Annotated in this window: 18 protein-coding genes; 16 read left to right on the top strand and 2 right to left on the bottom strand. The window is 66.0% G+C overall.

Annotation, left to right across the window (positions count from 1 at the left end; all coding sequences use genetic code 11):
• The first annotated feature begins 278 nt into the window (after positions 1 to 278).
• The 3 genes from BMX36_RS10850 (at position 279) to BMX36_RS10840 (ending at position 2,849) form a co-directional block, all read left to right on the top strand.
• Entirely contained in the window at positions 279 to 860 is a 582-nt protein-coding gene (locus BMX36_RS10850; protein ID WP_093065041.1) for a hypothetical protein, read from the top strand.
• Positions 857 to 2,197 carry a PepSY-associated TM helix domain-containing protein gene (locus BMX36_RS10845; protein WP_093065039.1) on the top strand — a complete coding sequence of 447 codons (1,341 nt, stop codon included), beginning with the start codon at positions 857 to 859 and terminating at the stop codon, positions 2,195 to 2,197. The genes BMX36_RS10850 and BMX36_RS10845 overlap by 4 nt, the downstream gene beginning before the upstream one ends.
• A gap of 127 nt (positions 2,198 to 2,324) precedes the next feature.
• On the top strand, positions 2,325 to 2,849 hold the full coding sequence (locus tag BMX36_RS10840) for a hypothetical protein (RefSeq protein WP_143058550.1): 525 nt from the start codon (positions 2,325 to 2,327) through the stop codon (positions 2,847 to 2,849).
• Positions 2,850 to 2,901: 52 nt separating this feature from the next.
• Here the strand turns inward: BMX36_RS10840 and BMX36_RS10835 are convergent, their stop codons facing one another.
• Positions 2,902 to 3,807, bottom strand: a complete 906-nt coding sequence (locus BMX36_RS10835) for a glycosyltransferase (protein ID WP_177179087.1) — start codon at positions 3,805 to 3,807, stop codon at positions 2,902 to 2,904.
• 716 nt (positions 3,808 to 4,523) lie between these two features.
• Between BMX36_RS10835 and BMX36_RS10830 the strand changes: the two genes are divergently transcribed.
• The 10 genes from BMX36_RS10830 to BMX36_RS10785 are packed head-to-tail and all read left to right on the top strand — an operon-like array spanning position 4,524 to position 16,907.
• A complete protein-coding gene (locus tag BMX36_RS10830; protein ID WP_256210732.1) occupies positions 4,524 to 5,555 on the top strand; it encodes a glycoside hydrolase family 5 protein in 1,032 nt (343 codons plus the stop codon).
• A gap of 17 nt (positions 5,556 to 5,572) precedes the next feature.
• Positions 5,573 to 6,739: a porin family protein gene (locus BMX36_RS10825; RefSeq protein ID WP_143058549.1), complete on the top strand. Its 1,167-nt coding sequence runs from the start codon at positions 5,573 to 5,575 to the stop codon at positions 6,737 to 6,739.
• 14 nt (positions 6,740 to 6,753) lie between these two features.
• Positions 6,754 to 7,551, top strand: a complete 798-nt coding sequence (locus tag BMX36_RS10820; protein WP_093065031.1) for an SLBB domain-containing protein — start codon at positions 6,754 to 6,756, stop codon at positions 7,549 to 7,551.
• A complete protein-coding gene (locus BMX36_RS10815) occupies positions 7,552 to 8,922 on the top strand; it encodes an ATP-binding protein (RefSeq protein WP_093065029.1) in 1,371 nt (456 codons plus the stop codon). It begins immediately after the preceding gene.
• Between the two features lie 9 nt (positions 8,923 to 8,931).
• A complete protein-coding gene (locus BMX36_RS10810) occupies positions 8,932 to 10,299 on the top strand; it encodes a hypothetical protein (protein WP_093065027.1) in 1,368 nt (455 codons plus the stop codon).
• Positions 10,296 to 10,997 carry a tyrosine-protein kinase family protein gene (locus tag BMX36_RS10805; protein WP_143058548.1) on the top strand — a complete coding sequence of 234 codons (702 nt, stop codon included), beginning with the start codon at positions 10,296 to 10,298 and terminating at the stop codon, positions 10,995 to 10,997. The genes BMX36_RS10810 and BMX36_RS10805 overlap by 4 nt, the downstream gene beginning before the upstream one ends.
• Positions 10,998 to 11,020: 23 nt before the next feature.
• Positions 11,021 to 12,919 (top strand): WecB/TagA/CpsF family glycosyltransferase, encoded by a 1,899-nt coding sequence (locus BMX36_RS10800; protein ID WP_093065024.1) that lies wholly within the window; start codon positions 11,021 to 11,023, stop codon positions 12,917 to 12,919.
• Positions 12,920 to 12,921: 2 nt separating this feature from the next.
• Complete coding sequence (locus tag BMX36_RS10795) at positions 12,922 to 14,118, top strand: GumK N-terminal domain-containing glycosyltransferase (protein ID WP_256210731.1); 1,197 nt, start codon at positions 12,922 to 12,924, stop codon at positions 14,116 to 14,118.
• Positions 14,111 to 15,430: a polysaccharide biosynthesis protein GumE gene (locus tag BMX36_RS10790; protein ID WP_177179085.1), complete on the top strand. Its 1,320-nt coding sequence runs from the start codon at positions 14,111 to 14,113 to the stop codon at positions 15,428 to 15,430. The genes BMX36_RS10795 and BMX36_RS10790 overlap by 8 nt, the downstream gene beginning before the upstream one ends.
• Positions 15,423 to 16,907: a lipopolysaccharide biosynthesis protein gene (locus tag BMX36_RS10785; protein ID WP_093065020.1), complete on the top strand. Its 1,485-nt coding sequence runs from the start codon at positions 15,423 to 15,425 to the stop codon at positions 16,905 to 16,907. Before BMX36_RS10790 ends, BMX36_RS10785 begins: the two co-directional genes overlap by 8 nt.
• 19 nt (positions 16,908 to 16,926) lie before the next feature.
• Here the strand turns inward: BMX36_RS10785 and BMX36_RS10780 are convergent, their stop codons facing one another.
• Positions 16,927 to 17,778, bottom strand: coding sequence for a glycosyltransferase family 2 protein (locus tag BMX36_RS10780; protein WP_093065018.1), 852 nt, complete (start codon positions 17,776 to 17,778; stop codon positions 16,927 to 16,929).
• 645 nt (positions 17,779 to 18,423) lie between these two features.
• On the opposite strand from BMX36_RS10780, the gene BMX36_RS10775 reads away from it, so the two are divergent.
• The 3 genes from BMX36_RS10775 (at position 18,424) to BMX36_RS10765 (ending at position 22,577) form a co-directional block, all read left to right on the top strand.
• Positions 18,424 to 20,394, top strand: coding sequence for a PAS domain S-box protein (locus tag BMX36_RS10775; RefSeq protein ID WP_093065016.1), 1,971 nt, complete (start codon positions 18,424 to 18,426; stop codon positions 20,392 to 20,394).
• Positions 20,384 to 21,031, top strand: coding sequence for a response regulator transcription factor (locus BMX36_RS10770; RefSeq protein WP_093065507.1), 648 nt, complete (start codon positions 20,384 to 20,386; stop codon positions 21,029 to 21,031). The genes BMX36_RS10775 and BMX36_RS10770 overlap by 11 nt, the downstream gene beginning before the upstream one ends.
• Before the next feature lie 208 nt (positions 21,032 to 21,239).
• Positions 21,240 to 22,577 (top strand): UDP-glucose dehydrogenase family protein, encoded by a 1,338-nt coding sequence (locus tag BMX36_RS10765; protein WP_093065014.1) that lies wholly within the window; start codon positions 21,240 to 21,242, stop codon positions 22,575 to 22,577.
• Positions 22,578 to 22,905 lie beyond the last annotated feature (328 nt).

Here is a 22,905-nt window from a genome sequence, read left to right as displayed (position 1 = left end):
GCAGATAGGTCGCAGGCGCGAGCATGTAACAATGTTGCTTGGGTCCGGCGCTTAAGTCAAGCGAGGGCTCAAGGGTGCGGGTAGTGAAGCAGAGGGGGTGAAAGGAACATCCTGCCGGGTCGATGATATTGCGAGACATTCACATTCTTTGTAGCATTGGTATGAGCGCGACGGCTTGAGCCACAACAAGCGCCCTCAATCCGGTTTCATTATAGGGAAAAGGCAAAGTGCCAGCGTGAGCCTCCACAGCGTGATCGCCTGCTATCGAGGCTCGTCGAATGGCCGCTGAGCTTCTGCTGATGGGCGGGGCAGCAGCGTCGGTCGCCGGCGTCGCCGTCCTGCGGCTTGCCTGGGCGAGGCCACGCCGCTCAATGAGCCTTAACAGCGTCGGCTGGGTTGCCATCCTGCTTGGCTGTGTTCTCGCGGCTCTGCACTCGGGAGCTTGGGGCATTTCCCTCGCCGCAATGGCCGCAATGGCGGCCGCGCTGCTGTGTCTGGGGCAGGCGGGGTTGGTGGCTCCTGCGGGGACGGTGGGGAGGGCGTCGAACCGGCGGGTGCGGATGTTGCCGGAGGCGGATGAGCCGCTCCAGCTTGGGCGGCGCATCGTCACGTTCCTGATCGTTTCCGTCGCAGCGGCGCTGATTTCCACTGGAATCGCAGTGGGTTTGCGTGCGCTTGGCCTCTTCGCAGGGATGGGCGAGGCGGACGCCAATGTGCTGGCGCTGGCCGCGATGCCGCTGGCCTGGACCATCCTCGGCTATGCCTTGCTGATGGAAAACACGCGCCGCGCGCAGATCAAAATGCTGCTGATCTGGGCGGCTTTGGCCGCAATTGGCCTGATCCTGGAAGTAATCGGATGAATTTGGCCCCTGAGAATGCCACGGTGAAGCAGGCGCTGTCGGCGCATGCCGCGATCGGCCTTGTCGCTGGCGCGCTCCTTTACCTGGTCAGCCTGTCGGGCGCGGTGGCGGTCTTCTATCAGGAATGGCAGCGGATCGAGCAGCCGAACGCTCCGGAGATGTCCGCCATCTCGCCCGCCGCCGTGCAGCGCGCGGTGGAGGCGGTGATGGCGTCGGAGAAAGGCAAGCCGCCCACCACGCACCTTTACGTCCACCTGCCGGTGGCGCCGCTGCCGCGGGCAACGATCACCACCGATACCCAGGCCGTTCACGTCGATGCATCGGGCAGGATTGCGGGTGCCGAACAGATCGCCTGGTCCGACTTTCTCGTCGCGCTCCACTATACGTTGAACCTGCCCGCCATATGGGGCCTGACGATTGTCGGCGGGCTTGGCGTGATGATGCTGGCATTGTCGCTGTCCGGCGTGGTGGCGCATCCGCGCATCTTCCGGGACGCCTTCCGACTGAGGGCGCGCGACAAGGGCGGTATCGGACTGGCCGACTGGCACAATCGCCTGAGCGTCTGGACCCTGCCCTTCACCGTGGCGATCGCATTCACCGGCGCGCTGATCGGCGTCGCTTATGTCACAGCCTTTGGTGTCGCCACGACGAGCTATGGTGGTGATCTGGAGGCGGTGTATGCGCCGATCTTCGGCGAGGAGGGAAAGCCCGACAAGACGGCCGCGCCGGCGCCCGATGTCGCTGCCGCGCTTGGCTATATGCGGCAACATTATCCCCAGGCCGAACTGACCTATGTAACCCTGCACGACCCGGGCACGGCGGGGCAGCACATCCAGGTTCTGGGCGAGCATCAGCGGCGACTGATCTTCGGCGAATATTATACCTTCGACGGAGCCGGCAAATTCCACGGTGTCGCCGGCCTTGCCGATGGCTCGCTGGGCCAGCAGGCGGCCGCGTCCAACTACCGGCTGCACTTCGGAAATTTCGGCGGCTTGCCGATCAAGCTGGCTTACCTGGTATTCGGCCTGGTCCTGACCGCCATCTGCGCCACCGGCACGTACATCTGGCTGGGCAAGCGCGAGCGGCGCGGCGTCGAGCAGCCGCGCCTGCGATCTCTGTGGGACGCCGTGGTCTGGGGATCACCGCTGATGCTGGCGGTGACGTTCATCGCGCGCAAGCTCCTCGGCAACGACGCGCCGCTCGCCGCAATCTTCTGGATCGGCATGGCGGCGTTGCTCGTGAGCGCGTGGATCGTGACCACGCGTGATACCCTGGCGAAATGGCTGCGAGGGGCGCTCGTCGCCAGCCTCGTGCTTGTGCTGGCGATGATCTGGTGAGGGTGAGTTGAACCAACGGTAACTCAACTATAGTTAACATCTTGATAACCATGAATTGTTGGAACGGAACATGCGTTGATTGGCTTTCATTCCGGGCTGTGCGGAATGCTCCGCGATAGGAGGAATGATGAACGCCAATCTTGTGTCAGCGGTGTTTGACAGTCAGGCCGAAGCCGAGCGCGCCGTCGCCGAACTCCGGCGGAGCGGTGTCAGTGACGATGCGATCTCGATCGTCGCCCGGCATGATGGCGACGGCGCCACCGATGACGGCAGCGGCGCCGGAAGCAAGGAATTTATCGGCAAGGTTGCGGCGGGCGCCGGTATCGGCACGATCCTGGGGATTGCGGCACTGGCCATTCCCGGTGTCGGCCCGCTGGCCGCGGCCGGCGCGATCGCGTCTTCGGTGGTGCCGGGCATCGCAGTCACGGGTGCGGCACTGGGCGGTGCCGCCGGCGGGCTGGAGAAGGTAATGACCGATCACGGCGTCAGCGATGACGATGCCCGCTATTATGGCGATCGCCTGCACCAGGGCGGCGTTTTCGTATCGGTGAATACCGGTTCGGCCGGGATCGCATCCGAACAGGCGGCCGAGATCCTGTATCGCGCGGGCGGGCATAGCGCGACGCGCCCGCGGGTCGCCGCGGCGGTCTGATCAGGCCGGCTGCCGGGTCCGGGAATGTTGTTTGCCGGAGGCTGGCCGAACTCTATTCGGCTTGCCCCGGTCGGACCTGATCATAGCCCAGGGCGGCAACGAGCGCGGCAAGCTGACGATCGTTGCCGCCCAGGCTGTTTTCACCCCACAGACCGGTTTCCTGCGTGCCCGCGACGTAGCGGTATTCTCGCATCTCACCGGCGCATTTGGTCCGGGTGCCGAGACGCCGGCCCATCCACCAGAACCACAGATCATCCCCCTGTGGCGCGAGGCGCATGAACATGTCCGCGCGCAGCACGTCCGCGTGCAATGTGCCCGGCGGATAAAGGATCCCGCCCGCCCCGACCGCAAGCAGATCCTCCGCCGGCGCAAAGCCAGACCCGTCGTCCAGGTTGAGCTGCCACGTCAGATAGGGTTCGAAGCCGTCCGGCGCGAAGCCAATGCGGTGCGCGCGGCGGCAGATGATGCACGGATCGGAACGATCATAGGCGTCCACCAGCACGCCGAGCCAGTCGGGCGGATAGATGATATCGTCATCCGCGGTGACGATGAACGCGTTTGGAAATGCCTCCAGCGCCGGAACCAGCTTTTTGTAGGACCGGACATCGGCGGTGAAGCGGATTTCCAGCCCGCGGGCGCGCAATCCCCAGACGGCACGCGGGATCGCATCCCGATCCTGATCCGCCACCCACAATATCGTCCGATCCGCACGCACATCCTGCTCCAGCAGCGATCGAAGCGTGTAGTGCAGGGAACGGAAACGTTTGGGATAGGACGTGACGGAAATGATCAGCTCGCCCGGCAGATTGTGGGGGCGAGCACCGCCGCGCCACACCGGCCAACGGGCCCAGATCTGCTGGCGCACCTCGTCCACCCGCCGCCGTGCGGATGCACGCGCGCGGTGCAGAAGATCAGCCCTGGCGAACGGCTGCTGCAGGGCGGATGAATTGATGCTCATGTGCCGCATGGAAGGAGCCGGTGAACCATCGCGGCGGGGCATATTTCATTTGGCAGAGAGGCTTCAGCCCGGAATGGTGCCTAGGTAGAGCGACTAGCCTGATCAGGAACTATCCTTATTGCGCCGCTCAGGACCCTATGTCGTCATAGGCATACATCCAAAGGTCTAGGGACGACGCGTTTGCGTCTGTCCGGTTCGTCGTCGCCTGTCAGTGGCCCTTCATGCAGCGATGATTGCCGGATTGCCGCGGGAGACGTTTACCAGCCGTAAGGAGAGGCATGATGATCGGCGCCAATGTTCCTGCATGTCGAACAAGCGGCGCGGTCAGGCTGTTTTCCCTACGGTATCCGCCGTTTCAAAGGTGAACGAGGCCCGATGGACCTGCGGGCAACTGGGAAGGGAGGATAGCGGAAGCCTGTAAATATCCGAATCGGTAAAATGCTGAAAACGGGCGCTTTGGTGTTGCTCAGTTATTGCCGTGCGGCGCCCACCTAAGCCTTTCTCCTTAGTGATAGGGTGGCCGTATTCTGGCAGCGTTGCGCTCGACCTTCCTCAGGCAGGAAGATGGCGGGGATGTGCCCTGCCGCGCAAGCGTCGGGAGCGGCAAGGATGGGAAGCAATGCCGTGGTCTCGCAGATCGCCGCGAGCAGGTCATTCGACCGCATGTATGCTTCGTCCGCAGGATCTGCTCCGTCGGGCGTCCGATGGTGGGGCTGATGATGCGCCTCCCCGCGCTCGCGGCGATCGCCTGCATGCTGGATTTTTCCGGCTCTGATGTTGTTGTCGCCGAAAGTGCGCGCGTCGCCGCGCCCCTGGCGGGAATCAACCTTGCAGGAGGGGAATTCAACTCGCGGCGAAAGCCGGGCGCTTATGGCAAGGATTACATCTACCCTTCCGCGAAGACCGCCTCGCCATTTCTGAAAAGCGGAATGCAGATCGTCCGCGTGCCGGTATTGTGGGAGCGGATCGAGCAACAGCCGGACGGGACGCTTGATCCAGCCGAGATGAGACGCCTGGATCGTGCGTTCGCGCAGCTCGCCGGTTTTCGCATCATCGTTCTTGATCTGCACAATTACGGCCGGCTGCGCGGCACGCGGCTGGATCAAATGGACGGCGGCGCCGAGCGGCTGGCCCGCACCTGGAGCAATCTCGCCAGCCATTACGCCGGCAATCCGCGCATCGCCTTTGGCCTGATGAACGAGCCGCACGACATCACGCCGCGTGCGTGGCGAGCGATCGCGGATCGGTCGGTGCGGGCGATCCGGCGCACCGGCGCGCGCAACCTGATCCTCGTCCCCGGCAGCAACTGGACGGGCGCGCATAGCTGGACGCAGGGCGGGGAGGCATCGAACGCTGCCGCCTTCGCCAACTTCCGCGACCCCGGCGGCAATTTCGCGTTCGAAATGCATCAGTATGTCGACCGGGATCATTCCGGGACGCAGGCGCAGTGCGTGGATCCGGCAACGGCGGCGCGGCGCCTGGAACCGGCGACACGCTGGCTGCGGCAACAGCGACAACGGGGTTTCCTTGGGGAGTTCGGCGCCGGCGACAGTGACGCGTGCCTCGCGGCGCTGTCGTCCCTGCTGAGCGCCGTGCAGCGCGCGCCCGACGTGTGGATGGGCTGGGCCTATTGGGCAGGGGGGGACTGGTGGGGCAAATACCCGATGAACGTGCAGCCCGCGTCCGACGGGCGAGCCAAGCCGCAAATGGCCGTTCTCGGCCGCTTCGTGCGGGTTGCGTCGCGATGAGGAAACGCGGATCGGCGATGCTGACAATGGCAGGCGTCGTCCTGGCGAGTGCCAGCGCGTCCGCCCAGACGCTGCCCGACACGCTCGACGTGCGGGCGGGCGTGGTCTCCACCTTCGATACCAACATGCTGCGACTGAACGACGAGCGCGCGCCGGGCGATCGGGAGGATGTTCGCATTACGCCGCAGCTCGACATCGATGTTCGCCGGCTGATCGGGGGGCGGCACCAGCTGACCATCGGCGGGACCGCGGGCTACGACTTCCACAACCGCAACACCTTTCTCGATCGGGAGCGGATCGACCTGGGCGGCGACGTGAACATCGTGGTCGGTGCCTTTTGCACCATCCGGCCGGGCGTGCGGCTGAACTGGGGCCAGTCGCAGCTTTCCGACCAGGGCGTGATCATCGGCAATACCGAGCGACGAACGGATTATGAGATTTCGCTGGCATGCCGGCGGCCGGCGGGGCTCTATCCCCGGCTCGCGGGGCGCGTCACCCGCGTGACCAACAGTGCGGATGCGCGCCGCGTCTACAATCTGGACGACGATTACGTCGAGGCGGCGCTTGGCTATTCGCTGCCCAGCCTCGGCGACGTGCTGCTGGTCGCCAGCTACGAACGCTTCAATCGGCCCGAGCTTCGCGAGGAGGTGGATCTCAACGATCGCACCGACACATTCCGCACCGGACTGGAATTCCGCCGCGCCGTGGCGCCGCGGATTTCGTTCCGCGCGAGCGCTTATTACGTCCGCGTCGAGACGGAGGACGAAAGCTGGTCCTCGTTCAGCGGGCTGGGTTTTCGCACGGGCGTGGAATTCCGCCCGGCACCCGCGATCGAGACGGATATCCAGTTTTCCCGCGACGTTTCCAACCAGAGCAACATCGCCACCGCCTATACGATCCAGACGGAAGCGCGGATCAACGCCAGCTACCGCCCGTCGCCGCGGTCGCAGGTGCGGCTCGGCGGACGGTATCTGCGGCGCTCGTTCCGCGGCCAGCTGATCGTGGACACGCCGTTCCCGCGGGAGCGCGACACCACGTACAGCGTGTTCGCCGGCTATTCGGTGGACGTGACCAGACGCCTGCGGGCCGCATTGTCCGTCCGCCATGAAGAGCGTGATGCGCCGCTCAGCTACTACCGCTTCGTATCAACGTCGGGGGCGGCATCGCTGTCCCTTCGCTTCTGACTGGAGAAGTCGTGATGCCTCTCCCTTTCGCGCTCCTGCTCCTGCTGCTACCGGGGGAGCCGCAGCAACTCGCCAACGCCGGCGCACCGGCGCCTGCCCCCGTTTCGGCGGTGGCGGATGCCGCTTATCGGCTGGGGGTGAATGACGAGCTGCAGATCTCCGTCTTCGGCACCCATCCGATCGACGTGAAGACGCGGGTCAAGGAAGACGGCAGCGTCACCGTGCCGATGCTGGGCGACGTGCCGGCCAGCGGGCAGACCACGCGGGAATTCGCCGACACGATCGCGAGCCGGCTTCGCGCGGGCAAGCTGTACACCAACCCCGTAGTGAACGTGGAAGTGGTGAACTTCGTCAGCAACGCGGTTACCGTTTTCGGCAGCCTGAACACGCCGGGCATCTACCCGCTGGACCGGCCGCTGACCGTGGCGATGGCGCTGGCGCGGGCCGGCGGGACGCGCGGCGACGCCGCCGATTATGTGATCATCAAGCGTGCCGGTCGCCCGGACCAGCGCGTGCGCACCGACGATCCGGCGGGCGTCGGGCTCGCGCAGCCGCTGGTTGCGGGGGACACGCTGTTCGTGCCGCCGGCCCCGGTCATCTTCGTCTACGGCCAGGTCAACAAGCCCGGCCGCATCGCCCTGCGATCCGACATGACGGTGATGCAGGCGCTGGCAGAGGCGGGTGGGCCGACCCTCGCGGGGTCGCGCAAGCGGGTGACGCTGACCCGCGGCGCCACCTCGCAAGATCGCGTGCCGCTGGACGCCAAGGCGCAGCCGGGCGACGTTTTCTACGTCAACGAGAAGCTGTTCTGAATGGCACTCGATCTCCCCCAGACCTCCGGCACCTGGTCGCGACTGGTTCACTGGCTGCGCCGGATGATGGTTGCGCTGAACGGGCACCAGCCTGCCCGCCCGGCCATCCCCCAGTCACAGCCGGGCGTGTCGGCAGCAAAGGGATCGCAAGTGCCGCGCAGCGAGGCGCCGATCGCCGCGCCGCGGCCGATCCGAACCGCGCGCGAACTGGCCGGGCTCGCCGATCCGCGCCGGCAGGCCGTCAACGCCAGCTTCAACAGCACGCAGCCGATCGCCAGCCGCCGCGACCTTTATGGCCGCACCCATATGCTGGAGGCGCTGTTCGAAGCGGTGGTCGACCGGCACCAGCATGCGCTGATCTATGGCGCTCGGGGCTCCGGCAAGACGTCACTGGTGCGGGTCTTCGCCGACTATGCCGACCAGCAGGGCATGACCATCATCTACACCGCCTGCGAGCCGCACCAGAGCTTCGGCGCGCTTATGGCCCTGTACCTGAGCGACGTGCCCGACGGGTCCATCGCGCAGCGCGATCTGGCGACTTTCCGCCAGCGCGCCCGCGCGATCGGGCCGGAGAGCGGCGTGCGCGAGGTGGTGGAAGCCTTGTCGCTCATCAGCCGCGGGCGAACAGTGCTGATCCTCGACGAATATGATCGGGTGAGCGATCCCGAAGTGCGCGCCGAAACGGCGGCGCTGCTGAAGATGCTGTCGGATGCCAGCATCCCGGTGCAGATCATGCTGGTCGGGATCGCCCGGGATCTGCGCCACCTCGTCACCGATCACCCCTCGCTGCGGCGTCACCTGTCCGCCTTTCCGCTGGGCCGGATCGACGCCCAGTCCGTGCGCGAGATGATCCAGAACGGCGGGCAGAAGATCGGCATTACGTTTGACGACGACAGCCAGCAGTTGATCCTCGATCTCGCCTGCGGCTCACCCTATCACGCGCGGCTGTTCTGCGCCCATGCGGTGCTGCGGACGCTGCGGGAGGGAACGGAACAGGTGTCGGGAGCCGCTGCGCTCGCCGGAATCGTCACTGCGGCGGAGGACTGGTCCCGCCTGAGCGCCGAAGACGCGGACCTGTTCCGTGATCTCGTCACCGGCCCGCCCGAACAACTGACCGCGCTCGCGGCCCTTGCCCGGCTTGCCGCAGTCGAGGACGTCGTCAGCCATTCCCGCCTGCAGCAAGTGATCGGCGAGGATGCCGCACCGGCGATCGCACGGTTCGGCCCCGCGCTGGTGCCGGACGGATCGGGTTGCCATGTCTTCAGGGACAGCGTCGCCCCGCAATTCTTTCTTGGTCTGCTGGCGACCCATGCAGCGCAATCGGACGCCGCGCCGGACCCTTACGTCACTCCCACATCCGCATCGAGATGAGGCGCCTCCATGCCCTTTCCTGATCTTCTACGCGGCATCGTACAGCGCTGGCGTTTGATGCTCGCCATTATCGGCGGTACAGGCTTGCTGGCCGCCATCTGGATCGCCCTGACGCCGAGATCCTATGTCGCCTCGGCCAGTCTGCTGATCGATTCCAGAGTTCCCGATCCGGTGGACTCATCGAACAATCAGCCGTCGAAAGCCGCCTCGGCGCTGGCGACAGAGGCAAAGATCGTCGCAAGCGCGCCCATCGCGGCGCGCGTCGCGGAGATGATCGGCCAGCTCAACGATCCTGTCGTCCGGGAAAGCTGGATGGAGGAGACCGGCGGCGTCCAGAGCCTGCGGGGATGGGTGGCGAAGCGGCTCCTGGGCGGGCTGGAGGTCGTCACCAATCCGACCGACAATCTGCTGGTCATCAAATACACCTCGTCCAATTCCGCGAAGGCGGCGCAAATCGCCAATGCCTTCGCCACCGCCTATGCGGCTGAGCGGCTGGCGATGAGCACGGACCCTGCCCGAACTTACGCCTCCTGGTTCGAGAAGAGGATCGGCGAGGCCCGGCACAAGCTGGAGGCAAGCCAGACCGCTCTGTCGAACTTCCAGCGTGACCGGGGCATCATCTCGACCGGCTCGATCGATGCGGAGAGCAATCGTCTCGGCGAACTGTCGTCGCAATTGTCGACGGCGGAGGCGCAGGCCGCCGATGCGCGGGCGCGCGCCTCCGTCGGCGGCGCCAACCTGGCCGAAGTGCAGCAAAGCGCGGTGATTCAAGGGCTGCGCGCGCAGATCGCCACCAAATCCGCGCAGATCCAGCAGATGAGCGGCGAATTGGGCGCGAACCACCCCAATATGCGCGCCGCCAGTGCCGAACTGGGCGAGCTGCGTGCGAAGCTCGCCAGCGAGACGGGCCAGACCTCAAGCGCGCTTGGCGCCGCGCAGGCGGCATCGAATTCGCGCGAGGCGCAGATCCGCCAGCTGCTGGCGCAGCAGCGTGCACGCATGCTCGCGTTGTCCGAGGACCGCAGCACGCTGGAGGTGCTGGAAAGCGACGCGGCGTCGGCGCGGCGCGAATATGATACGGTGATGCAGCAGCTTGCCTCCATGCGGCTGCGCAGCACCCTGCCCGCCACCAATGTGCGCGAGCTCGATCGCGCCGAACCGCCGATGCTGCCGAGCAGCCCCAATATCGCGATCCGCTTTCTGCTGTCGTTGATCTTCGGCGTGCTGCTTGCCGTTGGTGTGGCGGCGGCACTCGAATTTCGTCGGCCCAGGGTGCGGAGCGTGGGCGCGCTCCGCGCGCTCAGCGGCGCGCCGGTGGTCGGCGTGGTCCGCATCGGTCACACTCCACCAGCGCTACCGGGAGCGACGACGGCATGAGACTTCGGACCCTGGAGCCAAGCTATCGATCCGCGGGGCCGTTGCCGCCCGAGGCCGAGAGCGAAGCGCAAGCCCCTTCATGGGGCGAAATGGATCAGCAATCGGCCGGCGCGGCTGAACCTACCGACGCGCTGGCGCAGGCGACGCGAAACCTGCGCACGATGATCGCGACCGCCCGGCTGAACGATGGGCGGGCGCCAAAGGCGATCGTGCTGCTGAGCGCGGAAGCGGAGCCGGAGACGGCGCTTACCGCATTCAACCTGGCAGTCGCGAGCGCGCGGTCGGGCTGGCGAACCCTGCTGGTGGATACCAGCAACGGACAGGCCGTGCAGCCGCGCCTGTTCCGTATCGAACCGGGCGCAGCCATCGCGCCGCTGAGGGACGTGGCCGACCTTGGCGCCTTTATTCAGCAAACGGCGGTACCGGACCTCTTCCTGCTGTCGGTGGGGGGAGCGGACCCGTCGAACACCGGTGGCGCCGTCGATCCGCATCGCTTTCTCCAGCCGCTGATCGACGATTTCGATCTGCTGCTGATCGACGCGAGCCATACCAGTGCCGATTGCCCGCTGTCCGAAGCGGCGGAGGCCGCCATCGTGGTGCTGCGGCAGGATCACTCAACCGTCAGCTGTGTCGGCGAGGTGATCGGGCGGCTGCGCATGCAGGGCACGCCATTGCTGGGAACGTTTCTCGTCGCCTGACGCGCCTTCCAAGGAGACGCAAGATGCGCATCGTTCATGTCGTGCGACAATTTTCCCCAGGCGTCGGCGGGTTGGAAAACTACGTTCAGTGCCTGGTGCGCGAGCAGCGCCGGGAGGGGCACGAGCCATCGGTGATCACGCTCAACCGGCTGTTCGATGCGCCCGACGTAATGCTGGCCGCGCATGAAGTGATCGACGGGGTTGACGTGCACCGCGTCGGCTATCGCGGCAGCAAGCGATATCCGCTGGCCCCCGGCGTGCTGCGTCACGTGCGCGACGCTGATCTGATCCACGTCCATGCCGTGGACTTCTTCGCCGACTTTCTGGCGCATGCCGGCTTCATCCACCGCAAGCCCATGGTGCTGAGCACGCATGGCGGCTTTTTCCACACGCCCAACGCGCGCGCGCTGAAGCAATGGTATTTTCGGCACGTCACCCGCCATGCGCTGAAAGGCTATGGCGCGGTGATCGCGTGCAGCCATGCCGATGCCGCGTTGTTCGAACCGGTCTGCGGCGATCGCCTGGTCACCGTGGAGAATGGCGTGGAGGTGGACCGCTTCGCGGATGTGGCGGCACCCGGGGCTAAGACCATCATCTCCTTTGGCCGTTTGGCCCCCAACAAGCGGCCCGATCGCCTGTTGCGCTGGTTTGCGCAGCTGGCGGGGGTCGATGGCGACTGGCGGCTGTTGTTCGCTGGGCGGCCGATGGGGGTTGAGCCCGACGCGCTCCGCACGGTGGCGCAGGAACTGGGCGTCGGCGACCGGACGGAAATCCATGTCAGCCCCAGCGACGCTGAACTGCGCGGGCTGATCGCACGGGCAGGCGTCTTCGCGTCCAGCTCGGAATTTGAAGGCTTCGGTCTCGCCGCGGTGGAGGCGGCGGCTGCGGGGCTGTATCCGATCCTCAGCGACATTCCGGCGCATCGCCGGACGCGTGACCGGCTGGACTTCGGCGATCTGATCGACTTCGAGGACCCGGCGAGCGCCGCCGCCTTTGCCCGGCGCCATGCCGCCGGTGCGTTGCGCCTGCCGCCGCCCGAGGAGCGCGCGGCGGCGCTTGCCACCTTTACCTGGCCCTATACCGCCGCGTGCATCGACTCGGTGTACAAGGAGCTGCTGGGGCAGGAACGGCGCTGGATCGGCGGCATTGCCGTGCAGGCGATGGACGAGCCGACCGCGATCGCGCAGCTCGAGACGATCGTTGACCGGCATCAGCCGACCATGGTGTCGTTCTGCAACGCCCATACCGTCACCTCCGCGCGCGACGACAATTCCCTGGTCTCGGCCATGTCGCAGGCGCTGGTGCTGAACGATGGCGTCGGCCTCGATATCGCCAGCCGGATCCTCTACGGCAGCCGCTTCCCGGCCAATCTGAACGGCACGGATCTGTTGCCGTCCTTTCTGGCGCATGCCGAGCACAAGCTGCGCGTCTATCTGGTGGGCAGCGCGCCAGGGATCGCGGCGCGCGCCGGCAAGGTCCTGATGCGGCGCTATCCGAACATCGAAGTGGTCGGCAGCGTGCACGGCTTTTTCGGGCGGGAAGACGAGCCGCAACTGCGCGATCGGATCAGGATGGCCGGGGCCGATGTCGTGCTGGTGGGCATGGGGCAGCCGTATCAGGAGCATTGGGCCGCGCGGAATGTGGAGGCGCTTGGCCGTCCCGTGATCTGCGTTGGCGGGTTCATCGACTTTACCGCGGAGGCGACCCAGCGCGCGCCGGAATGGGTGCGCGCGGCGCGGCTGGAATGGGTGCACCGGGCACTGAGTGATCCGCGGCGCCTGCTCCGGCGCTATACGATCGGCAACATCCGCTTCCTGGCGGGGCTGGTGCGCGAAGCGGCGGCCGGCGTGCACCATGTCGACCCGCGCCACTGGCGCATGCCCGAACGTCCGCCCGCCAGCGCCGCTGCCGGCGGGGCGTGATCATGGCGACCGATCCCGACGGCTGCGTCGACCCGGCGTCGGTTGTGGCTGCGGCGGCTGGGGCGGCTGCGGCTAGGGCTCGGGCTAGGGCTGGGGCTGGGGCTGGTCCGGCGGGCGGCGCGCGGCGGGTGCTGATCGTATCGCGCCACGATTATCGCACCGGTCGTCGCGCCAGCATCCACTTCCTGGCGCAGGCGATGGCGGCGCAGGGGCATGACGTAAGCTTCGTGTCGGTGGGCTTCAGCTGGCTGTCGCACCTGCGCAAGGACCGCCGCTGCGCCTTTGCCGACCGGGCGAACCGGTGGGAGGAGCGCGACGGGGTTCGCGCGCTGTTGTGGAAGACGCCCTGGCATGCCGTGGATCTGCCGCTGATCAGCGGCCACACCGGTTGGCTCTACGACTTGTGGTCGCATCTTCCCGGCCGCGATCTCGACGCGGCGGCGGCGGCCGCGGATACGATCATCGTCGAATCCGGTATCGCGCCCGTGCTGATCCGCCGATTGCGCACGCAGGCGCCGCACGCGCGCATCGTCTATCGGGCGGCGGATCTCCTCGACACGGCCGGCGTGCACCCCCGTGTCCAGCGCATCCTTGATCGCGACGCGGCACAGGTGGACCTGGTGGTGGTGGTTGCGCGGGGCATGTTGCCCCACTTCCAGCATTTCCCCGCGCGCAAGCTGCTGGTGCGGCACGGCGTGGACCGGCAGCAGATCGAGGCGCCGACGCCCAACCCCTATGACACGGCGAACAATGTGGTGTCGGTCGGCTCGATGCTCTTCGATGCAGAGGCGGTGCGGCAAGCGGCCGACGCGCTGCCGCAATGGACATTTCACCTGATCGGCACGCCTGCCGGGCAATTCGGCCCCAATGTGCGCCAATACGGCGAGATGCCGTTCGCCCAGACGCTGCCGTATCTGCAACATGCCGATGTCGGCCTGGCCCCGTATCGCCTTGGCCCGGCCGCGGAATATCTGGCGGATAGCAGTCTCAAGCTCCTGCAATATGGGGCACTTGGCCTTCCCGCCGTCTGCCCACGCTTCGCACTGGACGGCAGCCCCTTGCGCTTCGGCTATGATCCCGATCAGCCCGAAAGCCTCGCGCCTGCCGTGCTGCTCGCGGCCGCGGCGGCGCGCCGCCCGCAGCCGATCGGCGACTGGAGCGAGGTCGCCCGGCACCTGATGGAGGAGATCCATGGTTGAGGCGACCGCGCATGATCGCGGCGTGATCCAGATCAGCTGTGCGGTGCTGCTCGCCGCCACCGTGCTGTTCAATCCGGTGCTGGCCCTGGGCGGCGCATATGGGCTTCCGCTCAGCGCCGGGCTGGTGGCATCGGTGCAGGGGGCGATCGTGGCAGGCGCCCTGATCCTTGGCATGGCCCAGCCGGAGGCGCCGCCCTACCGCTGGATCGCCGTGGTGCTGGCGCTCGTCGCAGCGTCTGTACTTACGGGGGCCATACGGTCGCAATTCGATGCCAAGAGCCTGGGCGACGTGCTGCTGGTGCCGGCCTTCATCCTGCTCGGCACCCGCCTCAGCCCCCGAACCCTGATCGTGACGATCGTGACGGTGCAGGCGCTGGTGCTGGCTGCCGGCATCTGGGAAGTGGCGAACCCGGAGCATTTCGGCGCTACCTTCCGCATCGCCAATTACTACATGAACACCCGCGGATTTTCGGAAGCGGATTTCTGGGCCGGCGGCGACCTGTTCATCAGTTCGGAGCGGCCGCAGGGCCGGTTGCTGCTGGCCGGGTCCGGCCTCCATCGCGGATCATCCTTGTTCCTGGAGCCGGTCTCACTGGGCAATTGGGCGGTTGTCGTTGCCATAGCCACCGCCATGCTGTGGTCGCGCCTGTCCAACCTCCTGCGGATCGGGCTGATCGTATCCACGCTGATGCTGCTGGTCATCTGCGACGGGCGGCTGTCGCTCAGCGTCTGCCTGCTCCTGCTGGCATTCCTGCCGATCGCGCGGCACCTGCCCGAGCGCTTCAGCGTGCTGTATCTGCCGGTTTGCATCCTGGCGTTGGTCATTGCGGCGCAGCTTGGCCTTCTGACGGAGACCGGCGATACATTTGCGGGGCGGTTGCGTTATGCCTTGGAAGCATTCGGCCGGCTGGACATCACCCACCTGCTGGGTGTCAGTGAAAAGCGCGTGGGCATGGAGGATGCGGGCCTTGCCTATTTCATCGTGCGCCAATCGGTGTTCGTGGCAATCGGATTGTGGCTGGTGCTGACGCTGACGAGCCTGGGCGATGATCGGGCGGGGCGCATCTGCAAGCACGGTTTCATGCTCTTCGTCGTATTATGCCTGCCGATCAGCAATGCCCTGCTGTCGATCAAGACGGCGGCGCTGATGTGGGCCTGCTACGGCTTCTGCTACGCCCAAGCGCGGCGCAGCGTGAATGACGATAGCGGGGCCTTGGACGCGCGGGAGGCCTGGGGTTCGCCGCAGGACGTGACATTGCGAGAACCGATCATCCTTGCCGGCGCACGCCCTTGGGCACCCGGACATGGCTGAGGCACCGGCCGGCCGAGCCGCCGCGCGTGGCGCCGCGGTGCTCGGGGCATCGCAGGCAGTGCGGATCGTGACCAGTTTCGCGTCCAGCATCTTTGTCGCCCGGCTGCTCACCCCCGCCGACTATGGCGTGATGGCGATGGTCGCGCCGGTGATGGGGTTCATCCTGATCTTCCAGAACCTGGGGCTGAACCAAGCGATCATCCAGCGCCGCACGATTTCGGCGCAGGAGATCAACGGCACCTTCTGGCTGAACATCATCGCGACGATCATCATCGCCGCCCTGTTCATCCTCATCGCGCCGCTCGTCGGACTGTTCTACGAGGATGATCGGGCGATTGGCCTCATGGCGGCAAGCGGCCTCACCGTAATCGCCACCGGCATCGCCTCCCAGCATCTGGCCCTGCTCAACCGTCACATGCGCTTTGGTGCGTTGAGCGCGGTGGAAACGGTAAATGCCGTCACCCAGCTGGCCGCCACCATCGCGCTCGCATGGTGGCTGCGCACTTACTGGGCGCTGTTCTTCGGCATGCTCGCCGGGGTCGCGGCCGGAAGCGCCCTTGCCTGGTGGTACGAACGGTGGCGTCCCTCCCTGCACCGGCTCGATCTGCGGGCGACGCGGTCCATGCTGGCGATGGGCGTGGACATCACCGGCTTCAACCTCCTGAACTTCGTCTGCCGGAACCTCGACAATCTGCTGATCGCCAAGCGTTGGGGGGCAGGGGAGCTGGGCCTGTACGACCGCAGCTATCGCCTGATGCTCATGCCGCTGCAGACGATCAACCAACCACTCGGCAAGATCATGCTTCCCACGCTGAGCCGGGCGCTGGACCGACCGGAGGCGTATCGCGGCATGTACCTGCTGGCGGTTCGTGCGCTGGTCATGGTGATCGTTCCCGGCGCGGTCGCCCTGTCGGTGTGCAGCACCACCGTGATCGTGCTGCTGCTGGGCGAGCAATGGCGGGACGCCGGCCCGATCTTTGCCTGGCTGTCGCTGACGGCCGCGATCCAACCAGTGTCGAACGCGACGGGCTGGCTCTTCATCAGTTGTGGGCGCACCCGCTCCATGGTGCGCTGGGGCGTGATATCGGCGGTTCTGACGGTGACGAGCTTTGTCGTCGGCCTGCCGTGGGGAGCAACCGGCGTCGCCGCTGCTTATGCGGTGTCCGAGGTGCTGCGGATCCCCGTGCTGTACCGCATGGCGACGCGCGGCACGCCGGTTGCCGCGCGGGATCTCTATGCCGTTCTGCTGCCCACGCTGCTGGGCGCGGGCCTGTGCGTGATCGCGGTGCTGGCGCTGCGCGACACGCTGGATCCGCTATCGCTGCTCGGCGTGGCCATCGCGCTCTCCTACCTTCTCGCGACGCTGGGACAGGCGGCGACGGCGGAGGGGCGGGCGGGGCTGTGGCGGCTATGGATATTGGCACGCAGCACCATGGGCCGGACCGGCCTGCGCCCTGCCGCGGAGCATGGCGCCTGAGCGAACCGGTGCTGCGCGTTCAGGCGAGGGCGGCGCGCCTGCCGCGCAGCCGGGAAAGCGATTCACGCGGGCCATGCGCCAGCGCCAGCGCGACGCTGAGCTCGAGATAACGCCACCTGGCGTCAACATGAGCGCGGCGGATGCCGAGCATCGTCGTGCGCAATTCGCGCCGCATCGCATGGGGAAGACCGCAGCCGTGCCGGGCGAGGAACCGCGAGAGGCCGTCGGCCCGGCGCAGCGACGGCGTTGCAATGCGCTCCCCGGGATGTTCGCGCCAGTGCGCGAGCGGCAGCGGCACCACCGCATAGCTGGCGCCATGTTTGATCAGGCGGATGAACAAGTCCCAATCGTTGAACACGGTCATGTACGGATCGAAGCCGCGCACTGCGCAGAACAGATCCGACCGGATCAGGAAATTGCTGCCTGTCATCGAGCTGCGGTGCGCCAGCACGGTGGCGGCGGTGAGCCCTTCCGGGCTGGCCCTCACGACGGGCGCGTGGCCCGCCTCGTGCCGCACCAGGCCGGACAGGACGAGCGGCGTGCCCGCGCTTGCCGGCCGGGCAAGCTGCTCCAGGAAGTCAGGCGTCCAGTCGTCATCATCGTCGAGGAACGCCACCCAGTCGCCGGTGCTGACAAAGGCTCCGAGATTGCGAGACCCGCACGCGCCCGGCGAGCTGGTGTTGCGGACATAGCGGATCGGCACCGAACCGGTTGCCGCTGCTTGCTCCACCACCATTCGGCTGGCCGAATCGTCTGCGTCATCCACGATGATGATTTCGTCTGCGGGACGAACCTGTGCGGTCACACTGCTGATCGCGCGCGACAAAAGCTCTGATCGGCGATGCGTGGGAATGACGACGCTGATCTTCATTGTCGCTCCCGGATGGATAATAAAGCTCTATTCGTTTTGGATGCTACAACATCGTTCGATGCTGTCCATTGCGGCAATTACGTATAGTGTTACGCGTAGCCGCCGTTACCATATCGTGCTGAGGTCTATGGCATGTTGTGCAGGGGCACCAAACGGGGATCGCTACTGTATCTGTTAATCCAACGATCAACAAAGGGCTGGTATGACTGCTGCTTGCTGCGGTCGATCACACTGAACAGTTCGGAGACACGAACAGTAATGTCGTGGCGGGCTGCGCGAGTGCTGCTCCTGTCCCCGTTTATACAAGTTTTACATCGCTGATCTGGCGATCTCGGGTGAAGAACTCAATCGCAGCCATGAAGCAGGTCAGCGGATCCGGCTCTCACTCCAAAGGCAGCAAGCAACAATATAAAACGCGCAAGTGCTTAATAACGTCCTACGCCGAGCGCCAGCATCCGCCGGAGTTCGCAATGGAGCGCGTGTAATACCTTTGATATGAACCTACTTCTTGAAATATATGTAAGTTCAGCTAGGTAGAGAGCAGAAAAAAGGTCGCGCCAGTTACAGGGTCTTGCCGGGCTTTGCTCCGGCCGTCGGAAGCGCATCACGGTTCGTCGTGCGCATTTCGGCGAAGGAGGAGGGCTTATGCTGAGCTTGCTTGGCAAGGCGGGGCCGCGGGCTTCGGTGCGCAGTTCGGCGCTGTCATCATCGTTCCGGCGTGAAACGCTGCGTTCGTGGCTGCCGTCTTTTCCGCCAACCGGGCTGGTCGGTGAAATGCGCAACCTGCTTACCGATACGCTGATGACCTGGCGCATGGTAGGCGTCGTCGGGCTGCTCCTGGTGGCGACGGCGGGGCGGCTGTTGCTCGAGCCGTTCCTCCCGCAGAACCTCTACTACCTCGTCTATATCGCCGCGGGGCTGCTTGCCTGGTGGCTCGGCGGGGTGCGGCTGGCGCTGCTGACCGTCCTGACGTCCTTTGCCATCAACGCCGCGTTTCTGCGCGAATGGCAGGATGTCAGCCGCGAGGGCGCGCCGCTGACGCTGCTGCTGTTGTGCTCCGTCGCGCTTGGCCTGGTGGGGATCCGGGCGATCCTGCAACGGGGCGAGGCGGAGAATGAGGCCAATCGCCTGACTCGCGCCGCGCTGGAGCTCGAGCTGCTGCTGGACAGTGCGGCGGATTGCGCCATCTGCATGCTCGATCCGGGCGGGCATATCGTTCACTGGAATCAGGGCGCTGCGCACGTGCTGGGGTGGCGTGACGGGGAGGCGATCGGCCGCGATCTTTCGCTGTTCGCGCCCGGCGCCAATGCCCATGCCGCGCAGGTCTGGCTGACGCGGGCGCGCGAGGCGGGCCGCTACGAGAAGACCGGCGAATGCCAGCGGCGCGACGGCAGCCGCTTTCCTGGCCAGCTGACGATCACCTCGATTGGCGATGCGGAAGGCAATCACCGCGGCTTTGGCGTCGTGATCCGCAACATCACGGTGGAGCTGCAGATCGAACAGGCCGTTCGCCTGCGGGAAAACCAGCTCCGCTTCATCCTGGCCGCCGTGCCGGACGCGACCATCCTGCTGGACGATCAGGGTCACATCCAGCTGTTCAGCCCGGCGGCGGAGCAGATGTTCGGCTATGACGAAAAGGACGTCATCAACCAGCATGCGTCGATGCTGTGGTGCGAACAATGGCATGCCGACGTGGCGATGTTCTTCACCAATGCGGCGGAGCACGCGCCGGAACTGCAGGCCACCACCCGCCGCGTCTTTGCGCAACGAGTGGATGAAAGCTCCTTTCCCGCGCAACTCACCATCGGCACCGCCTCGGCCGGTTCGCGCCGGCTCTACACCGTGTTCGTGCGCGACCTGACGGAGCAGGAAAAGACGCGCGCGATGGTGGAATCGCTTCAGATGGAAGTGCTGCACGGCGCCCGGCTGACGGCGATGGGCACCATGGCCTCCACCCTGGCGCATGAGCTCAACCAGCCGATGACCGCCATGGCGAGCTACATCGAAGGGTGCCGTCGCCTGCTGGCACGTTCCGGGGAGCCGCACGACCCGCGCATCGATGTCGGGCTTGCCGCCGCGGCGAAGGAGGCGGTGCGGGCGGGGCGCTTCATCAGCCATTTGCGCGAGTTCGTGTCGCGCGGCGAAACCCTGCTGGCGGTGGAACAGGCCAATGAGGTGATCGCCAGCGGCCTTTCGCTGGTGACGGGCGTGGTCAAGGAAGCGCAGGTCACGCTGGATTTCCAGCCGGGGCCGCCGGCCGAGATCTTCGCCGATCGCGTGCAGATCCAGCAGGTGGTCGTCAACCTCGTGCGCAACGCGGTGGAGGCGATCCGCCACGGCGACGCCCGGCTCATCACCGTTCACGTCGCGGTGCGGCCGGAGGAAGTGGAGGTGAGCATCGACGATTGCGGCGCCGGCTTCCAGCCGGGCATGGCCGAGCAATTGTTCGACGCCTTCGTCAGCACGAAGCGGAACGGTTTGGGCGTGGGCCTGTCGATCTGCCGAACCATTATCGAGGCGCATGGCGGCCGTATCTGGGCTGGTGCCGCGCCGGGCGGCGGCGCCAGCTTCCGTTTCACCTTGTGCCGTAAAGTGGGGTATGGGCATGGAGAATAAGTTGGTTCACCTCGTCGATGACGAGGAGGAAGTCCGGGCTGCCACCGCCTTCATGCTGGAGGCGGAGGGCTATGCCGTGCGCAGCTGGCGGAGTGCCACCGCCCTTGTCGATGCGGTGGCGCGGATTGATCCCGGATGCGTGCTGCTCGACATCCGCATGCCGGACATGAGCGGCCTGGAGGTGCAGCAGCAGCTGAAGCAGGCCAGCGTCAACCTGCCCGTGATCGTCCTGACGGGGCATGGCGATATCACGGTGGCGGTGAAGGCGATGCGCGCCGGGGCGCTGACGTTTCTGGAAAAGCCGCCCGAGCGCGAGGCGCTGATCGACGCCTTGAGCGAGGGGTTTGACCGGTTGGCCGATGTGTCCACCGCTGCAGCGCGCGAGGAACAGGCGCGGCGCCTGATCGCGCGGCTCAGCGAGCGGGAACGCGATGTGCTTGGCGGCCTGACCCGCGGGCTGCCGAACAAATATATCGCCTACGACCTCGATATCAGCCCGCGCACGGTGGAGATCCACCGCGCCAATCTGATGTCGAAGCTGGGCGTGCGCAGCCTGTCGGAGGCATTGCGCATCGCCTTCTCGGCTGATTTCGGCCACAATGGGGAAACCCGCTCGCACCAGAACCAATCCCGCTGACCCAAACGCGCACGCAGCAGCTCTCTTCTCGCACCTCGATCGCTGCGGACACGTAACAACCTACGCATTTCACCGAAGCCGAACTGCAAATCTGACCCTGCTAGAACCACCACCGGCCGGCATCGGGTGGCCCGGCCTGCGGCATGCACGCGCGCTGCGCCGCGCGGATCAATCGGCCGTGGTCACGTTCGACAGGGGGAAAGCAGGAATGCGCATCGTAATGATCGGCACCGGTTATGTCGGCCTGGTGTCTGGGGCCTGTTTCGCGGATTTTGGGCATGACGTGGTGTGCGTCGACAAGGATGAGGGCAAGATCGCGCTGCTCAAGAGCGGGGGGGTGCCGATCTACGAGCCGGGGCTGGAGCAGCTTGTTGCGACCAACGTGGCGGAGGGCCGTCTGTCCTTCACCACCGACCTCACCGGCCCGGTCGGCGATGCCGACGTGGTGTTCATCGGCGTCGGCACGCCGGCGCGGCGCGGCGACGGCCATGCCGACTTGTCATATGTCTATGCCGCGGCGCGGGAAATCGGCGCCGCGCTGCGCGGCTTCACCGTCGTGGTCACCAAATCGACAGTGCCGGTCGGAACGGGAGACGAGGTGGAACGCCTGATCCGCGAGGTAAATCCGGGCGCGCAGTTCGCCGTTGCGTCCAATCCAGAATTCCTTCGCGAGGGCGCGGCGATCGAGGATTTCAAGCGCCCGGACCGGATCGTCGTCGGGGTGGAAGACGAAAGTGCCCGCCAGGTGCTGGAAGAAGTGTATCGCCCGCTTTACCTCAATCGCTCGCCCGTGCTGTTCACGGCGCGGCGCACCAGCGAACTGATCAAATATGCCGCCAATGCCTTTCTCGCGATGAAGATCACCTTCATCAACGAGATCGCCGACCTGTGTGAGGCAGTGCGTGCGGACGTGCAGGATGTCAGCCGCGGCATCGGGCTGGACAATCGGATCGGCACCAAGTTCCTCCACGCCGGCCCGGGTTACGGCGGCTCCTGTTTTCCCAAGGACACGATGGCCCTCGTGAAGACGGCGCAGAGCTTCGGTTCGCCGGTGCGGCTGATCGAGACCACCGCCGCGATCAACGATGAGCGCAAAAAGGCGATGGCGGCGCGCGTGATCGCCGCCGTCGGCGGCAGCGTGCACGGGCGGACGATCGGCCTGCTTGGCCTGACGTTCAAGCCCAACACCGATGACATGCGCGACGCGCCGTCGATCGACATCGTGCAGGGGCTGATCAGCGCGGGGGCGCGGATCCGCGCCTTCGATCCGGAGGGGATGGATGCGGCGCGCACCATGCTGCCGGACGTGACCTATGTCGACAACGCCTATGCCGTTGCCGAGGGGGCATCCGCCGTGGTGCTCGTGACGGAGTGGAACCAGTTCCGCGCGCTTGATCTGGCGCGTCTGCGCGAGCGAATGGCGGCGCCGGTGCTGGTCGACCTGCGCAACGTCTACCATGCCGATGAGGCGGAGCGCGCGGGCTTCTATCACGTGGGGATCGGCCGTCCGACCTATCCGAAGGAGCAGGCGCGCGCGGCCGAGTGACGCTGGCCACTACCGATATCGACCACCGGCGTCGTTTTGAGCTTGTCGGAGAGCGTGTCCTCGGGCGCGTACTCCGACGAACTCAGGATTAAACGCGTTGGTGGCCGTGCGGTGCAAAACCTGGGCGATAAAGAGGCTGCATCTGTCGTCCTGTGAGAGGCGGATCCACTTGTCACGATGACCGGCGCCCCACGAATTGAAGTATATTACAGCGTCTACATGCCAGATTGCAGCATTGTGCCCCGCTTCTGTGCTTTTTCGCGCTTCACGTGAGGCAGTTCGCCGCGCGAAATATGTACATGCCTATGTAACAGCGCGTTGAGCGCTC

The organism is Sphingomonas sp. OV641 (genome assembly GCF_900109205.1).
GTDB lineage: Bacteria > Pseudomonadota > Alphaproteobacteria > Sphingomonadales > Sphingomonadaceae > Sphingomonas.
Note: the sequence above shows the minus strand (reverse complement) of the source record. Positions and strands in the feature narration are given on the sequence as shown.

Bases quoted from the DNA above. Each gene is read 5' to 3' on its own strand.
- BMX36_RS10850 (WP_093065041.1), top strand. From the start codon at position 279: ATGGCCGCTGAGCTTCTGCTGATGGGCGGGGCAGCAGCGTCGGTCGCC.
- BMX36_RS10845 (WP_093065039.1), top strand. From the start codon at position 857: ATGAATTTGGCCCCTGAGAATGCCACGGTGAAGCAGGCGCTGTCGGCG.
- BMX36_RS10840 (WP_143058550.1), top strand. From the start codon at position 2,325: ATGAACGCCAATCTTGTGTCAGCGGTGTTTGACAGTCAGGCCGAAGCC.
- BMX36_RS10835 (WP_177179087.1), bottom strand. From the start codon at position 3,807: ATGAGCATCAATTCATCCGCCCTGCAGCAGCCGTTCGCCAGGGCTGAT.
- BMX36_RS10830 (WP_256210732.1), top strand. From the start codon at position 4,524: ATGATGCGCCTCCCCGCGCTCGCGGCGATCGCCTGCATGCTGGATTTT.
- BMX36_RS10825 (WP_143058549.1), top strand. From the start codon at position 5,573: ATGCTGACAATGGCAGGCGTCGTCCTGGCGAGTGCCAGCGCGTCCGCC.
- BMX36_RS10820 (WP_093065031.1), top strand. From the start codon at position 6,754: ATGCCTCTCCCTTTCGCGCTCCTGCTCCTGCTGCTACCGGGGGAGCCG.
- BMX36_RS10815 (WP_093065029.1), top strand. From the start codon at position 7,552: ATGGCACTCGATCTCCCCCAGACCTCCGGCACCTGGTCGCGACTGGTT.
- BMX36_RS10810 (WP_093065027.1), top strand. From the start codon at position 8,932: ATGCCCTTTCCTGATCTTCTACGCGGCATCGTACAGCGCTGGCGTTTG.
- BMX36_RS10805 (WP_143058548.1), top strand. From the start codon at position 10,296: ATGAGACTTCGGACCCTGGAGCCAAGCTATCGATCCGCGGGGCCGTTG.
- BMX36_RS10800 (WP_093065024.1), top strand. From the start codon at position 11,021: ATGCGCATCGTTCATGTCGTGCGACAATTTTCCCCAGGCGTCGGCGGG.
- BMX36_RS10795 (WP_256210731.1), top strand. From the start codon at position 12,922: ATGGCGACCGATCCCGACGGCTGCGTCGACCCGGCGTCGGTTGTGGCT.
- BMX36_RS10790 (WP_177179085.1), top strand. From the start codon at position 14,111: ATGGTTGAGGCGACCGCGCATGATCGCGGCGTGATCCAGATCAGCTGT.
- BMX36_RS10785 (WP_093065020.1), top strand. From the start codon at position 15,423: ATGGCTGAGGCACCGGCCGGCCGAGCCGCCGCGCGTGGCGCCGCGGTG.
- BMX36_RS10780 (WP_093065018.1), bottom strand. From the start codon at position 17,778: ATGAAGATCAGCGTCGTCATTCCCACGCATCGCCGATCAGAGCTTTTG.
- BMX36_RS10775 (WP_093065016.1), top strand. From the start codon at position 18,424: ATGCTGAGCTTGCTTGGCAAGGCGGGGCCGCGGGCTTCGGTGCGCAGT.
- BMX36_RS10770 (WP_093065507.1), top strand. From the start codon at position 20,384: ATGGAGAATAAGTTGGTTCACCTCGTCGATGACGAGGAGGAAGTCCGG.
- BMX36_RS10765 (WP_093065014.1), top strand. From the start codon at position 21,240: ATGCGCATCGTAATGATCGGCACCGGTTATGTCGGCCTGGTGTCTGGG.